We start from the raw sequence: 13,712 nt of genomic DNA, 5'->3' as shown, positions 1-13,712 counted from the left end.
GTAACGGAGTAAGCGAAGAGGCTCAATGTGATTGCGCGGGTGCTGGCGGTGTTTTCTGGTGTATGTCGAACGCTTCCCAGCCTTCGCCATCAAACACATCAACACCGAGTTGAGAAAGAACATGGGGGAAATCCACCATCACCCAGTTATCAACAATCTTTCCGTTTTGGACTTTCCAGAAATCCATGTAGCGGATTTCAACCGTTTGGTTTGTGGGCGCTACACCCATAAACGTGCCCGTGTGTTTAGCGGTTTGATGCCCAAACGCTGCGGCCCATTCACCCATATAAAGTCGGGCTTCATCGACGCAAACTTTGTCCGAAAACGCCGCCTGAAACGGCTTTTGCCAGTTGCGTTGAAATTCCTCTAACCCAACCTTAGTGCCACAGCCTTGGTTGCCAAACCAGCGAAAGGTCCCTGCGAAAAACTCACCAATATCGCCGATTCGATGATCATTAAGTCCATCAACCATGGATTCTATAACGCGGCGTGTTTCATCCGTTTGGCTCAAATCGGTGTCTTTGGTCAAACTCGCTTGTTCGGGTCTTGAGCCTCTCATTCTGATTGGCTCCCGTTATTGAGTCTTAGGCCTGTGCTTGCATCAAAAAGATGGCAAATCGAGGCGGGGATGTTTGTCGAAAACACATGACCGATTTCAGTGGAATAGTCCTTACCCGCTTTCACTGCGACGAGTGCATCACCTATTTTTACGGTGATCATCGTGGCTTCCCCGAGCAACTCGATAGAGAACACATTGGCCTTGATACCACTAATTTCAGTGATGTCTGGTGAACTACCTACGGGATTTACCGTGGCATCTTCTGCGCGAAAACCAAGGGTGATATCCCCAGATAAAGCGGTATCTAGTCCTCGAATCGTCATATTTTCAGCGGTAAACACACCATCATGAATCTTGCCTTCCACAAGGTTCATGGCGGGGGAGCCGATGAAGCTCGCCACAAAGGTGTTTGCCGGGTAGTTGTAGATTTCAGTGGGCGTGCCCACTTGCTGCACATTGCCTGCACTCATGACTACAACACGATCAGCCAATGTCATGGCTTCAATTTGATCATGCGTGACATAGATGGTGGTGATCTGCAGTTCGTGCGACAGGTTCTTTATTTGAGCGCGGGTAGAAACCCTGAGTTTTGCATCAAGGTTTGACAGCGGCTCGTCCATCAAAAACACATTGGGTTCGCGAACAATGGCGCGGGCTAACGCAACACGCTGACGTTGCCCGCCAGAGAGATCAGCAGGGCGACGATGAAGAAAGTCAGTCAGTTCGACCATTTTCGCGGCCCGCATGACTTTTTCATCATGGGTCGCGGGATCGATATGTCTCACCTTGAGGGGAAAACGAATGTTTTCATACACGGTCATGTTGGGGTAGAGCGCATAGCTTTGGAATACCATGGCGACATCACGATCCTTTGGTTCCAAATCATTCACGACCTTGCCGCCAATCAGTATGTCGCCGCTGGTGGCATCTTCAAGGCCAGCAATCATGCGCATCGTGGTACTTTTTCCACAGCCCGATGGGCCAAGCAAGACAAGAAACTCTTTGTCAGGAATGGTTAAGTCGAAATCTTTGACCCCAACAAAATCCCCCCATCGCTTGTCGATATGACGCAATTGCACTTCTGCCATGATTGCTCTCCATGTTCCAACGCGGTCTGCGTTACATTGATTGGGTACGTATTCAAAATAAACAGTCAAATGCTCGTGAGCAAACATGCTTGTGCTGTATGTTTGAGTGCGATCACACAAATAAATTTGTATATATGTGTTTCTCAATCCCAAGAAAATTATGGTAATCAAGCGGTTGCGGAGAGTGCGCTTTAAAGGTGATTACTGATAAATATAATAAAATCAACAACAAAGAATTGCTGCTAGGGATGTTAACGGAGGGTTAATCCCTTGCGTTTTGTCACTTGCCAATATTGTCATTAGGCATAATTATTTTTGCATACGTAATCAAAATCGAATCTTTCTGATCGGGACTCATTAGAGAGCCGATATCAAACACATCGCGTTTAGCGCCTGTCACTTTTAGGCGAAAACCCTTCTTGAGAAGTTGGAGAGGAAAATGAAAGTCAAACTGATAAGTACATTTGCGGCGGGATTGGTCACCTTGTTCAGCCACACACTCAGTGCAGAACAAATTGACTGTGGTGTTGATGTTGGAAACGTGAGTATTCTGTCCAATGATTTTCCAGCATTGCATGCTGTTGCGGCGATGGCTGAGCGATGTGCGACGGACAAGGTTGTTGTGACCAAAAACCAATCGAAAGGTCATCGCGACATTCAATCCGCCGCCTTGAAAGCCAAGCCCTCGAAATATTCTACGGCGATTGTGTCGACCAGTTCGATTGTTCCGTTACTTAATGAAGGCCTCATTCAACCCCTCGATGATTTAGTGGCGAAATACGGTCAAAGCTTGCAACCCACACAGTTAATAAAAATTGATGGCAGCGTGATGGCGGTGGCTTTCATGGCTAACTCTCAACACCTTTTTTACCGTAAAGACATGTTAGAAAAAGTCGGTGCTCAGCCGCCTAAAACCTATGACGAGTTGATCGCGACAGCGAAGAAAATCCAAAAAGACGGTTTGATGAAATACCCCATCGCGTTGAACACCAAAACGGGCTGGAACCTAGGGGAAGAATTCATCAACGTATTTAGTGCAACAGGGGCAGGGTTCTTTAAACCAGGTAGTGCCATACCGAACCTAAACAATGCTGAGGGAATAAAGGCGCTGAACACATTGAAAGCGCTGACCGAATTGTCCAACCCTGATTTTTTAACGTTTGATTCCAACAGCACCCAAGCCCTTTGGGAAGAAGGCAAAGTCGCTTTTGCGTTGATGTGGGGCTCTAGAGGTACTGCGATTTTAGACGATGAAGGGTCGACGCCAGAGATTGTTGGTTCAACGGTTTTAACCAATACGCCCGCGTTTACGGCAGATGGCACCCCAGGTGCCACGTTGTGGTGGGACGGTTGGACGATCGCCAGCAATCTTTCTGAGCAAGATGCCGAAGCGACCTTCAAAGTGATGGTGCAAGCCATCTCCCCTGACATGATGAAGGCAAATTCCCAAAAAGCCGTGTGGTTGATTGAAGGTTATGAACCCGATGCGTCTGCGATGGGCGTCATCAGCACGGTACAACAACAAGCCAATCCTTATCCGATGTTGCCGTACATGGGTCTGTTGCATTCAGCGTTAGGTGCTGAACTTCCGGACTTTCTACTTGGAAATGAATCGGCAGCGCAAGCGCTTAAAGATGTCGAAGATGCTTACATGACATCTGCACGCGAGCAGGGCTTCCTTTAATCTTGTTGCCCCGAGAGGAATCGGGGCGTCTAACGGCAAAGGAGTGGGTCCATGCCACATCGTACGTTTATGAAGTTTATGTGGCCGTCTTTATTGGTCATGTTTCTGCTCATCGCATTACCTATTGTGTCGGTGTTCGTTCAGTCATTGCACGTAGAGCATGAACAGATAGTGCTTGAGACGGAAAACTGCGGGCCGTTTGGCTGTAAGAAAACGGTATCCGTTGATAGAGAAGCGACTGACCAACTGCGTGAAGAAGAGCCCCTTGGGCGTTTTAACGGGTTAGATACCTATACGAATCGCAGCCATTTGGCGTTTGAAAATGTGTCAGAAGCGTGGCGTTCGACAGATTCGCTAGGCGGTTTCTTCAACGGCTTGATGAATTTACCTTTCTACAAGGCGCTGGTTTTCACCTTGGCATACACCTTCATCGTTACACCCTGCGTAATCTTCTTCGGCATGGTGGTCGCCCTGTGTGTGAATGCGTTGCCCAAGTTGATAAAAGGCCCCACGATTTTCTTATCGCTCCTCCCCATGATTGTGACGCCGTTGATTGGTTCACTAATCTTGTTCTGGATGATCGATGCGGATGGCGTGATTGGTGCCACCATCCAAAATTGGTTCCAAGATGACAGCTTGTCCCTAAAAGCCTCACCCGCACTGACATGGATAACGCTGTTTGTGTATGGGATTTGGTCATCTATTCCATTCTCTTTCATTGTCTTTTACGCCGGATTACAAACAGTGCCGACGGACACATTGGAAGCTTCAATGATAGATGGCGCATCTCGCTGGGAAACGATTCGCTATGTCGTGATGCCACACATGGCACCACTGGTGACCTTTGTGGCCTTGATGCAGTTGATGGATAACTTCCGTGTGTTTGAGCCCATTGTTGGTTTTGCGGCAGAGGCACACGCGACGTCGTTAAGCTGGTTGATCTTCAACGATCTGCGCGGCACGGATTCGCAATTGTTTGGCTCCGCTGGAGCGACCTCCATGCTCACTATTCTTGGTGTGGCTATCTTGCTTATGCCTGTGTTCATCCGGACATGGCGCGATTTCAACCGTAAATCGGCGTAGGAGTTCATCATGGAAGAAGTACGTAGAAAGCCGATTTGGCTTAAAACATTGTCGATAGGGTTCGTGATTGTTTGGCTATTAATAGCAGCAGGCCCGTTCCTTTGGACCGCATGGGGCTCGTTCAAGGTTCAGGCGGATTTTTTCTCGAAATCTGATTGGATGAACGCGATTTACGGGGTGAAAACCTTGCTCGAAACAGGCGGTGAATTTACGGGGCAGGGATATTATGGCGCGTGGATTGAGCAGGATTTTTGGCTCGCAGGGATCAATACATTCGTTGTTGTTTTTTCTGTTGTTATTATTTCACTCACCATAGGCACTCTAGGTGGGTATGCGTTGGCCCGTTCTGGTTTTCGATACTCCCTGTGGATTTTGATGATTGCCTTGGTGCTGCGTGCGATGCCGCACATTACCTTGGTATCAGGCTATATGTTGCCCTTTTTTGAATGGAATTTATGGGGATACCTAGGCACGACAATCATTGTGTTGGTCGCGATTAACCAACCTTTCACACTTTGGATGCTGCACTCCTTCTTTTTGAATATTCCGAAAGACATGGATGAGAGCGCCATGGTCGATGGCTGCACGCGATTCCAAGCATTCCGGCATGTCATTATCCCGGTCATGTGGCCTGGGGTCATCACTACAGGGTTGTTCAGTTTCTTGCTCGCTTATAATGATTTCGCGGTGACGGGAATGTTACTGAGCCAAGATAACCAAACCATGGTGCCGAAAATTGCGAGCTTCTTGGGTACCACACAGGTGGAAGGGAACGTGATGTTTGCCGTTGCTGCGGTGGTCTCTGCGATGATCCCGCTGTTCTTCCTTGTTCTGTTCTTCCAAAAACAAATCGTGTCGGGCTTAACCGCAGGCGCGGTGAAGGGGTAGGGAATGCCACTAGAGTTACAAGATACCAAGCAACGTGTGTTGTCTTTTTATCAAGCGCTTGATGACGCGAATACTCAAGATGTAGCGAAGGTATTGGAAGCGTACTGTAGCGCTGATTATCATTGGCGAGGGTGTCACCCCTTCAATGAGCTAGGGGGACAAGACGCCGTCAGTGATCAATTCTGGCAACCGTTGAAAACCAGTTTGAAAAAACTGCAACGCCGTCAGGATGTTTTCATGGCGGGCGAAAACAGCTTGGCGTCTGACGGCTCAGTGTGGGTGGTGTCCATGGGGCATCTTATGGGGCTGTTTGATAATGACTGGCTCGGCATTGCCAAAACCGGACGGATGGCATTTCTGCGCTATTGCGAGTTCACCCAAGTGGTGGAAGGCAAGATCGTGCAGTCAGCCATGTTTATGGATATTCCAGGCTTGATGGTGCAAGCCGGTGTGAACCCTTTTATGCCGCAAACTGGCGCCCAGCTTATTCAACCAGGGCCGATGAACCATTCTGGCTTGATGTTGGATGAACAAAGCGCTGAGGCATCGGCAAAAACACTGTCGGTGATTAATCAAATGATCACTGATTTGGGAGACTGGGATCATAACTTGAGTCTTGAAGAAGAACTGGCCTTGAGTTGGCATGATGACATGATCTGGTGGGGGCCAACGGGCATAGGCGCGAGTTACTCCATCGAACGTTATGCCAAGCAACATTCAGGGGTGTTCAGATCAAGCTTCTCTGAACGCGTGTTTAACGGGCATGTGTGCAAGTTTGCGGAGGGTGAGTTTGGAGGCTTTTTTGGTTGGCCAAACCTTTCATTGAAACCTTCCGGTGGATTTATGGGTTTACCTGCCAGTGACAAATTCTTCGATATGCGCGTGATTGATATCTATCGACGTGACGGCGATAAGTTGGCTGAAAACTGGGTGTTTATCGATTTACTGCATTTCTTCTATCAACAAGGGGTCGATATCCTCGCAAGAAACACGTACCTCAGTGCAGATACTCAACGTGATGAAAAACAACGGGCATAAACAAGTCAATGGCAGAAGTAAGGGGAAGTTTGCTTGGCGATATGCCATCACGCTAGTGGATTAATCCCGATTCAATGACGACAGACCATTGCTAGGTCATGGACGTTTTCTGGACGTGGGCGGCGCAGGATTAGCGAGCATTTGTCATCAAGCCGAAAATATTGATGGTAATCGCTTCTTGAGTTAGAGAGGTTAATCAGCAGGCTGCTGTTTGTACCTAATAGCTGGTAAGACGTCACCACGTTCCGAGTGATATCTTTTTTCCTATCTTGATCATCAGAATATTGGGTGACCACAATGTTGAGTTCATTTTTGTATTGTGTCGTTGCAGTCGAGGTATTGTATCCCGGAGACGTTATGTTTCCTGTCCAATGTGTGGTTTGTTTTGCGGTCACATAGAAGATACAGACATTAATGATCGCAATGACAACAAGGCACTGTTTGAACTTAGTTGCAATTAAGCTCATGAGACTTCCTTTTGAATAAACACGTGAGACCATTGATGGTGAATTTTTTAACGTGTGTCTTTTCTGTGTCTTCGAGCCCTTTGTAAGGAACAGATAGTCGCGCTTTAACAAAGTTTACTTTGGCCTGATGAGCAACATATAAATTGAAGGCATTGAGCGCCGTTAGAAAGAGTAAAACGCCAATGACTGTCGTGCGTAATTTGACAGCATTATGTTGTAACCACGAAGGCGTTGCTGCTTGTTGTTGAGCAATCCCTCCTGCTGTTGGTGCAGGTTGCTGAGAGGGGGCAGTACTCGCGTTACCAAGTGTTTCTTCCTTCGGTAAACCCTCTTTTTCTAAAACAACCATACCCTCAATGGCGTATCCAACCGTTGGTATGTTGACAATAATGGACTTCTCTTTATCTCCAATTATTTTGCGAGTTCTATTGATCAGTTGAGGCAGGCTTTCTGAAGAGATGAACTCATTTCCCCAAACACTCATTATGATGTCATTCTTTGAAACAGCATTTGGGTACGCATCAACAAGGCAACAGATCAAGTCCTGTTGTTTTTGCGTCAACCTTTGTACCTCGGTTGTTTGTTCTAATTGCTTACTGTCCGGGTCATAGGGAATTAAAGCATGGGTTGCTCTTTCCCAGCGAAACCCTCCGAGAATGATCGAGTTATGCTGCTTCATCGTTACCTTATGACTAAAAATGCCCAGTTAAAACGGCAGGAAATTATATGTGACCATGTTGATAAATCAACAAACCAATGGGCATGGCAAGCGTGTGCGTTCCTATGGTTTTTTTGTAATATATTTAATTTATTCATGGTGATAGAGAGTGGTTCTGGCGTTTCTAATATTCTGGAATTCAACAGGATGTCTTATTGTTAAGGCGTAACCGTGACAAAAATAGACCTTGTTAGCATGGCAAATTATGCATTTCTCATTCATATACATATGTGGTTGACAGTGTTTATGAGGTGCGTAGTGACATGCCGTTAAGTGCACCAAATGCGGTGACAATTCGAAGGTGCGATCCAGTTTTCGCTTATTTCTAGGGCGACTTCAGTGGTATTATTCCGCTATCAACAAAACGGGGAAATGATGCCCGCGACGGAGTCAAAATGGCAAAACTATCGTTACAAGAACAAATGTTACAGGCTGGCCTGATCGACAAAAAGAAAATGAAAAAAGCCGGTAAGACATCGAAAAAATCACGCACTATGGCGAAAGAAGCGAAAGCGGCGGTTGAGGAAAAACGTATTGCTCAAGTTGCTCAAGATCAAGCGCTGAATCGTCAGAAGGAGTCGGACGCTCAGAAGAAAGCAGTCATGGCTCAAGTGAAGCAACTTGTCGAAATGAACAAGATTGATCGTAGAGATGGCGACATCGGTTATAACTTTACTGATGGCACGCTTGTTAAGAAGCTTTACGTGAACAAAGAAACGCAAGCACAGCTTGTTAACGGTCGTTTGGCAATTGCACGTTACCTTGATGGGTATGCCATTGTCCCTGGTGTTGTGGCAGATAAAATCAGTCAACGTGATGAAGACACCATCATTGTGAACAACACCGTTGATGAGCAAGCCATTGACGAAGATGACCCATATGCGGACTTCAAAATTCCAGATGATTTGATGTGGTAACTCCCCCTCAATAGATCAAAAAAAGCCGACGTCGTGTCGGCTTTTTTATTTGTAGACGAAGGGCTTTCGCTTAGTCGATAGAGACATCACCTTCGAGATCTTTCAGGATCATTTTTTGAATGTCGATACCCATCGTCATGACGATTAAGCTCCAGTTCAAAAATGGCAGTGACCCATTCGCAACACCGTGTGCAAAGTTCGATGCGTTCCAGTGGAAAACTGTCGAAAGCTTCTCGGTTGTTAGCGAATCATAATTGTCATTATCAATCAGATTACTGAATTGCTCTTGAGTAGGGCAAAGAAACTTGTCGTTTGGTCTAAATGCCGTTGGCTTGAAGTAAGACAGCACCTTTCTCACATTCACTTCTATAACGTCACCGTTGCTTTGAATGTTCGGCTTACCAACCAGAGCACATAGGAAACACCAGCATGGGTAAGGGATAGAGGAAAGGTTGTCTGGTTCGTTTTTGTAACGAGCAGTCCAAGCATTGACGTTCTTTGGTTGCAACCCCGTTACTTTCGCAAGTTGAACAGCGTCGTACCCATTGTCTTTCAATAAGTTAATAATCACCGCAACTTCTGAAACAAAGGGTTTTGTCCATCGGCTGAAAGGCGCAAGTGTTGTATCTCTAATCATGGCTGAGTTAAATCTTATCTTTAAACAAACAGTAGGTTTGCTTCATTGTAACCTTGACCGGAATCATACGTGCCTTGCCTTATAAGTCCACATTTATCGGGTGTGCGGTTGAAGGTAAAACGAACGTTTATGGTTGCAATTGATATCACGCTCCTGAAGCGATGTTGGTCTCTTGGCTGCGTTCGCGCATGTTAAGCCTACACCTTTATATGAAATTGTAGGCATTGTCGTCTTTTCCCTTTCTTAGCATCTAATATGCGACAAAATTTATATAAATCTATATGAGATTGATTGCGTGAAATTTTTTGTCATCTAACGCCCTCTTAAATTTCTGGAAGGGTCAGCCTTTTCAAAAAAGTTAGACATATCGAATAGAGGACGTGATGACAAAGCTCATTCAATTAATTCAAGAAATCAAACGAGAATATAGCCCTATATCCTTAACTTTTCTTAATCAACAACTTAGAAGAGTGCAGAGGGATAAGCCTTATGCGGGCAAAACGATATTACATAATTTACCTCTTACCCATGAAACCTTAATCAAGCTCGAAGTGTTGTATGCGGGCGGTGCTGAGGTACTGGTGACTTCCCCAAGTTTTATGGACGTACAGCCCGGCCTGCTTCATCAATTTGTTCAAGCGGGTGGACGTTGGTTTGATGACGTTCCTGAGGGAGTACAGGTAGATATTTGCCTTGATTGTGCAGGCGAGTTGATAGGAAAGGTCAGGCCCAGTATTGGTTGCGTCGAAATCACGGGCACGGGGACGAACAAATATACTGCTGCAAACATCGATTACCCGGTTATATCCGTGGACATGAGTAAGGTAAAGGCGCTCGAAGCGATGCTAGGTACGGGAGAAGCGTTTGTTCGTGCATTCAGTGAACTGACGGGAACCACTCTCGATGGCCAGCACTTCTTGGTCATGGGATATGGGAAAGTGGGTCAGGGGATTGCACACCATTTGCAGCCACACACATCCAATATTTCTGTCGTAGACAAAAAACTTGAACACTTAGCGTTAGCGAAGGAAAAGGGCTTTGATGCCATCAATGCTGCTGATAAATCACTCGTTGAGGCCGCGGCAGGGAAAGCGTTTTGCATTGTGACTGCAACGGGTATTGAGAGTGTGGTATCTGACAATTACGATGCGCGGGCGTTTCTTAACGCACAGTACCTCGCGAATATGGGCGGGGAGGATGAATTTGGTGCAAGTTTTCCTGCTGGTCGAGTAATGTGTGGTGCTAAGCCCATCAACTTTTTTGTTGATAGCCCTACCTTAATGCACTATCTCGATCCCGTCTTTTACTCACACAACTTGGGCGTAGACTTGTTGAGTTTTTCTCGGTTAGCGCCTGGTGTGCATGCATTCCCTGATTTTATTGCGAATGAATTGGTCGCGCAGTGGCAACGCCTTCACCAAGAGGGAGCGCATATATGAAGCAGCTTAAGGCGCTATTGACGGAATGCAAAAAGAAAGCGCGTCATGGTGGAAGATGTGCAATTTTTACCGAAGTAGAATCTGCGTATAAAAATCACCACAAGATCCCTCATTACAGTTTCAACACCAGTGATACTTTGAGCGCCAACATCGGCATTCAAATTGCGGATATTTATGATTCGGCTGAGTCTCTGCCTCAAAATGTTTTGGTGACGGCGGCCTATCAAAAAATGATTGATGAAGTGATGGCTCAATTTGAGTTTTTGCAACAAAGTAAGATGGCATTGACGGTAGAACCCTATTTTTTTAGCGGTGAACCGTATGCATCTAGCTCAGAAATGCTTTTGGATTTGCTCAATTTTCATATGTACTTTTTGCCGACACAAAGTGCTTTTGGTGAATCAACACCACACGAACATCATCCGATGTTAGAAAGCACAGGTGTGACGGTCGGCGACTATGAGCTCTTGGTTAACGATGTCTTTCGTATCGTCCATGATATTTTCGGACATGCTTCCTACGGTTATAGCTTTGGCCCGTTAGGTGAGGACATGGCGTGGTTGGTTCACTCTAGGATGTTTTCTCCTTTGGCTCGCGCTGCGATTACCACGGAAACACGAGGGCAAAATAGTTGGGTAAATTGGGGGCCTCACATGCGAAATCGTGACAATCAACTCATAACTGAAAACGATAGCGCCTGGCTTGCGCCTGATCAGAGGCCATTTGCGGAACAGAAAACGTTCTTGATGCCAGACTACGTAAGCGGGGTGAAGGTCTACCTAGATGATGAGCAGCACGTTTGCGCTGAGGAAATAATTGGGTGGGATCCTTACATTAGTTTTTGTGAACCCAAGAAGGAGTCGCGTCATGTTGCAGTTTGAGCAAGCGTATTTAAGCACCATTTATCGCGTGTATTCCCCATCTTTTGAGGTCGATATCCGCATTAAGCAACACAACAAGGCGTTGGTTACATTGTGTGAAGACAACGGGATCGATACTTGGGCTGTGATAACAGGTTTTAACCCACATTCACAAGAGGCAGACGATGAGTTTAACCTTGACGCCAACCAAACACTTGGTCGGGAGTTAACACGTTTGGGCTTTAAGCACCTCTCTGCAGAGGGTGTACCTGCAGATGATAGTTGGCAGCCCGAAGCCAGCTTCTTTGTCTTTAATATTTCTTTACCACAGGCGGCATCACTGGGACGGACGTTTAGGCAAAATGCCATTGTTGTTGGCGATCAATCGGGGTTTTCTGAGTTGGTATGGCTTAGGTAGAAAAACGGTGGCCATGTAAGATTGGCCACCGTTTTATGGCGTTGATGTTGCTCATGGCTGTCATGCGTTGCGCTGAACACAATTGGCTGTGATACCTTGCTGGAATTATTGTCCTATTTTTTTGCGTACTCTTTGAAACACCAATGTGTCCATACCTTTACTGTTGAAGGTTTACGCGGCATATAGTTTGGCATGGTTCTCAATCGTTCAAACTCTATAGTGAATGACGCCAACTGCTTTTCTTTGGGTAAGACTTGGCTATTCCACTTTTTGCAAAGATAGCCGCCATAACCTGCAAGCACTTGCTTGTTACGTTTAGACTGCAGCCTGCCAAAGTATTTTCTCCAACGATAATTTTTGAACTCAGTGGATAGAAGTTCTGGTATTACCCGCCTAGGTGGCTCAACGTTCATCTTCCAAACATCAACCACGTTTTTCCCTCTGGTTTTGCCTTCGATGACGGGCATCAAGGTGTACTTAAAGGGGGAAGGCGCAAACATACCCCAGTGTTGATCAATGCGAAGTACCTTAGCGGGTATCGAAACATGTTGTGGGCGTTTAATGTGAAACTGTTGAACACCGCTAATGTTGTAGTAAGTCACAATGTAAAGGGCACCCAAGGCCACGCAATTTTCTATGTAGCCTGCGTGATCTTTTTGGTCGTTATAAGGCAGAAAACGCTCGGTGATTCTTCCCATTTTGTCTCGGTTATCTGCTATCCAACGATAGAGTTTATTTCCAATTACCAATAGGGGTTTCCATCCCATCACAATACCGATGGGTCTAAAAAGGATCGACACCTTAAACAGGTATTGAACGCCATTCCAGTGAGTATGTAAGCCACCTTGATGATCGCGAAGTACCCAGCTGTTTTCTCGTTCCATGATGGGATAAATGTCGGGGTTCTGCTGTGCAGGATGCATTTTTACACTGTCTGGGAGAAGAAAGTTCCTCAGTATGAGGCAGGTTTTTTTGCAGAAACCACAGCCTTCATCATAGAAAATAACGATGTCTCTCCGTTTAGGTTTGGCATTGAATTTGGCTAACCAGTCCCAACACACTCCCGGTATGAGTAAGCTCAGTGACATAAAGTCGATAAACGGGAAAAGCACGATGTGAAGAGAAAAGAAGAAGGCACTGTGCATGATGATCAAGAGTGCAAGTGTCAACAATCGTAATTGAACGTGGAAAATAGGTGAGAAAACCAGAAAGATCGCAATGATTTCTAGATACCAGACGAAGTAAGTGCCAAAGGTCAAAAGCAGCGGAAAGTCTCTCATCCAAACGGCAAATACGGTGGCGAGTTGATCGATATGAACCGCATAGTATGCGGCGTCCATGGTGACCCGCCAGTCATCTGATGTTTTCAATAATGCGGTGAAAAAATACAAATACATTACTTGAAGAAGAACGGCGACCGAGACAACTGAGAAGTATTTGTGGTCGGCAGGTATTGCATTTTCGTCCGCCTTATATCGACGATTTAGCGAACTATCTATTGAAAATCTTGCACCAATAGGCAATAGGATGGCCCAAAAACTCATAACGACGAGCAGTACATCACCGCCACTCACAATCACACTGTTTCGATTTACGATAGAGAAAAGAAAAATCCAGCTAATGAATGCCATGACTCTGGATTTGTAGCCAACGAGAAGCAGGAGTGCGACGAATGCAGCAACTACAAAGAGTAGTGTGGCGAACCATTCACTGCCATTCATCCAGTAAAGTGAAAGCCGATATTCTGAGGAGATCGTCATGGATGCTGTGCGACTAAGTAACCCGTCATCCGTATAGAACGCAGTGATATCACGCGCTCTACTGATCAGATCAATCAGAATCATTAAGGCGAGACCGATACGGAACAACGCCAATGTACGTAAGTCGATACCGAATACTGTTTTAAAAGAAGTCAT

14 protein-coding genes are annotated in these 13,712 nt (G+C 46.0%); 8 read left to right on the top strand and 6 right to left on the bottom strand.

The genetic code is table 11. From position 1 onward, the window contains the following. Nucleotides 1–22: 22 nt before the first annotated feature. Both BCT27_RS22595 and BCT27_RS22590 read right to left on the bottom strand, forming a co-directional pair. A complete protein-coding gene (locus tag BCT27_RS22595) occupies nt 23–559 on the bottom strand; it encodes an ester cyclase (RefSeq protein WP_102396838.1) in 537 nt (178 codons plus the stop codon). Continuing rightward, nucleotides 556–1,647 (bottom strand): ABC transporter ATP-binding protein, encoded by a 1,092-nt coding sequence (locus tag BCT27_RS22590; protein WP_102318791.1) that lies wholly within the window; start codon nt 1,645–1,647, stop codon nt 556–558. The genes BCT27_RS22595 and BCT27_RS22590 overlap by 4 nt, the downstream gene beginning before the upstream one ends. 439 nt (nt 1,648–2,086) lie before the next feature. Between BCT27_RS22590 and BCT27_RS22585 the strand changes: the two genes are divergently transcribed. Genes BCT27_RS22585 through BCT27_RS22570 form a run of 4 tightly spaced genes read left to right on the top strand, consistent with a single transcriptional unit; the run spans nt 2,087 to nt 6,340 of the window. Continuing rightward, complete coding sequence (locus BCT27_RS22585; protein WP_102396837.1) at nt 2,087–3,331, top strand: ABC transporter substrate-binding protein; 1,245 nt, start codon at nt 2,087–2,089, stop codon at nt 3,329–3,331. A 51-nt stretch (nt 3,332–3,382) separates the two neighbouring features. Further along, nucleotides 3,383–4,414: a carbohydrate ABC transporter permease gene (locus BCT27_RS22580; RefSeq protein ID WP_102318793.1), complete on the top strand. Its 1,032-nt coding sequence runs from the start codon at nt 3,383–3,385 to the stop codon at nt 4,412–4,414. A 9-nt stretch (nt 4,415–4,423) separates the two neighbouring features. Next, nucleotides 4,424–5,302, top strand: a complete 879-nt coding sequence (locus tag BCT27_RS22575; RefSeq protein ID WP_102396836.1) for a carbohydrate ABC transporter permease — start codon at nt 4,424–4,426, stop codon at nt 5,300–5,302. A gap of 3 nt (nt 5,303–5,305) precedes the next feature. After that, complete coding sequence (locus BCT27_RS22570; protein WP_102396835.1) at nt 5,306–6,340, top strand: nuclear transport factor 2 family protein; 1,035 nt, start codon at nt 5,306–5,308, stop codon at nt 6,338–6,340. A 71-nt stretch (nt 6,341–6,411) separates the two neighbouring features. On the opposite strand, the gene BCT27_RS22565 is transcribed toward BCT27_RS22570, so the two are convergent. Both BCT27_RS22565 and BCT27_RS22560 read right to left on the bottom strand, forming a co-directional pair. Next, on the bottom strand, nt 6,412–6,807 hold the full coding sequence (locus BCT27_RS22565; RefSeq protein ID WP_102318795.1) for a hypothetical protein: 396 nt from the start codon (nt 6,805–6,807) through the stop codon (nt 6,412–6,414). Next, entirely contained in the window at nt 6,788–7,486 is a 699-nt protein-coding gene (locus BCT27_RS22560) for a winged helix-turn-helix domain-containing protein (protein WP_102396834.1), read from the bottom strand. The genes BCT27_RS22565 and BCT27_RS22560 overlap by 20 nt, the downstream gene beginning before the upstream one ends. Before the next feature lie 434 nt (nt 7,487–7,920). On the opposite strand from BCT27_RS22560, the gene BCT27_RS22550 reads away from it, so the two are divergent. Then, complete coding sequence (locus BCT27_RS22550) at nt 7,921–8,442, top strand: DUF2058 domain-containing protein (RefSeq protein ID WP_017009698.1); 522 nt, start codon at nt 7,921–7,923, stop codon at nt 8,440–8,442. Between the two features lie 70 nt (nt 8,443–8,512). Here the strand turns inward: BCT27_RS22550 and BCT27_RS22545 are convergent, their stop codons facing one another. Continuing rightward, nucleotides 8,513–9,079, bottom strand: coding sequence for a hypothetical protein (locus BCT27_RS22545; RefSeq protein ID WP_102318798.1), 567 nt, complete (start codon nt 9,077–9,079; stop codon nt 8,513–8,515). A 383-nt stretch (nt 9,080–9,462) separates the two neighbouring features. Between BCT27_RS22545 and BCT27_RS22540 the strand changes: the two genes are divergently transcribed. Genes BCT27_RS22540 through BCT27_RS22530 form a run of 3 tightly spaced genes read left to right on the top strand, consistent with a single transcriptional unit; the run spans nt 9,463 to nt 11,796 of the window. Beyond that, nucleotides 9,463–10,518: an NAD-binding protein gene (locus BCT27_RS22540; RefSeq protein ID WP_102396832.1), complete on the top strand. Its 1,056-nt coding sequence runs from the start codon at nt 9,463–9,465 to the stop codon at nt 10,516–10,518. After that, nucleotides 10,515–11,399, top strand: a complete 885-nt coding sequence (locus BCT27_RS22535) for a hypothetical protein (RefSeq protein ID WP_102396831.1) — start codon at nt 10,515–10,517, stop codon at nt 11,397–11,399. The genes BCT27_RS22540 and BCT27_RS22535 overlap by 4 nt, the downstream gene beginning before the upstream one ends. Further along, the gene (locus BCT27_RS22530) at nt 11,386–11,796 is read left to right on the top strand and encodes a DUF3293 domain-containing protein (RefSeq protein ID WP_102396830.1); all 411 of its coding nucleotides are present in this window, start codon (nt 11,386–11,388) and stop codon (nt 11,794–11,796) included. The genes BCT27_RS22535 and BCT27_RS22530 overlap by 14 nt, the downstream gene beginning before the upstream one ends. A 113-nt stretch (nt 11,797–11,909) precedes the next feature. Here BCT27_RS22530 and BCT27_RS22525 read toward each other — a convergent pair whose 3' ends face one another. Then, nucleotides 11,910–13,712, bottom strand: a complete 1,803-nt coding sequence (locus BCT27_RS22525; protein WP_102396829.1) for a DCC1-like thiol-disulfide oxidoreductase family protein — start codon at nt 13,710–13,712, stop codon at nt 11,910–11,912.

The organism is Enterovibrio norvegicus, from assembly GCF_002876705.1.
GTDB classification, from domain to species: Bacteria; Pseudomonadota; Gammaproteobacteria; order Enterobacterales; family Vibrionaceae; genus Enterovibrio; species Enterovibrio norvegicus_B.
Note: the sequence above shows the minus strand (reverse complement) of the source record. Positions and strands in the feature narration are given on the sequence as shown.

What these genes read in the sequence shown, in the direction of transcription:
- BCT27_RS22595 (WP_102396838.1), bottom strand. Translation starts at nt 559, where the DNA reads ATGAGAGGCTCAAGACCCGAACAAGCGAGTTTGACCAAAGACACCGAT.
- BCT27_RS22590 (WP_102318791.1), bottom strand. Translation starts at nt 1,647, where the DNA reads ATGGCAGAAGTGCAATTGCGTCATATCGACAAGCGATGGGGGGATTTT.
- BCT27_RS22585 (WP_102396837.1), top strand. Translation starts at nt 2,087, where the DNA reads ATGAAAGTCAAACTGATAAGTACATTTGCGGCGGGATTGGTCACCTTG.
- BCT27_RS22580 (WP_102318793.1), top strand. Translation starts at nt 3,383, where the DNA reads ATGCCACATCGTACGTTTATGAAGTTTATGTGGCCGTCTTTATTGGTC.
- BCT27_RS22575 (WP_102396836.1), top strand. Translation starts at nt 4,424, where the DNA reads ATGGAAGAAGTACGTAGAAAGCCGATTTGGCTTAAAACATTGTCGATA.
- BCT27_RS22570 (WP_102396835.1), top strand. Translation starts at nt 5,306, where the DNA reads ATGCCACTAGAGTTACAAGATACCAAGCAACGTGTGTTGTCTTTTTAT.
- BCT27_RS22565 (WP_102318795.1), bottom strand. Translation starts at nt 6,807, where the DNA reads ATGAGCTTAATTGCAACTAAGTTCAAACAGTGCCTTGTTGTCATTGCG.
- BCT27_RS22560 (WP_102396834.1), bottom strand. Translation starts at nt 7,486, where the DNA reads ATGAAGCAGCATAACTCGATCATTCTCGGAGGGTTTCGCTGGGAAAGA.
- BCT27_RS22550 (WP_017009698.1), top strand. Translation starts at nt 7,921, where the DNA reads ATGGCAAAACTATCGTTACAAGAACAAATGTTACAGGCTGGCCTGATC.
- BCT27_RS22545 (WP_102318798.1), bottom strand. Translation starts at nt 9,079, where the DNA reads ATGATTAGAGATACAACACTTGCGCCTTTCAGCCGATGGACAAAACCC.
- BCT27_RS22540 (WP_102396832.1), top strand. Translation starts at nt 9,463, where the DNA reads ATGACAAAGCTCATTCAATTAATTCAAGAAATCAAACGAGAATATAGC.
- BCT27_RS22535 (WP_102396831.1), top strand. Translation starts at nt 10,515, where the DNA reads ATGAAGCAGCTTAAGGCGCTATTGACGGAATGCAAAAAGAAAGCGCGT.
- BCT27_RS22530 (WP_102396830.1), top strand. Translation starts at nt 11,386, where the DNA reads ATGTTGCAGTTTGAGCAAGCGTATTTAAGCACCATTTATCGCGTGTAT.
- BCT27_RS22525 (WP_102396829.1), bottom strand. Translation starts at nt 13,712, where the DNA reads ATGACTTCTTTTAAAACAGTATTCGGTATCGACTTACGTACATTGGCG.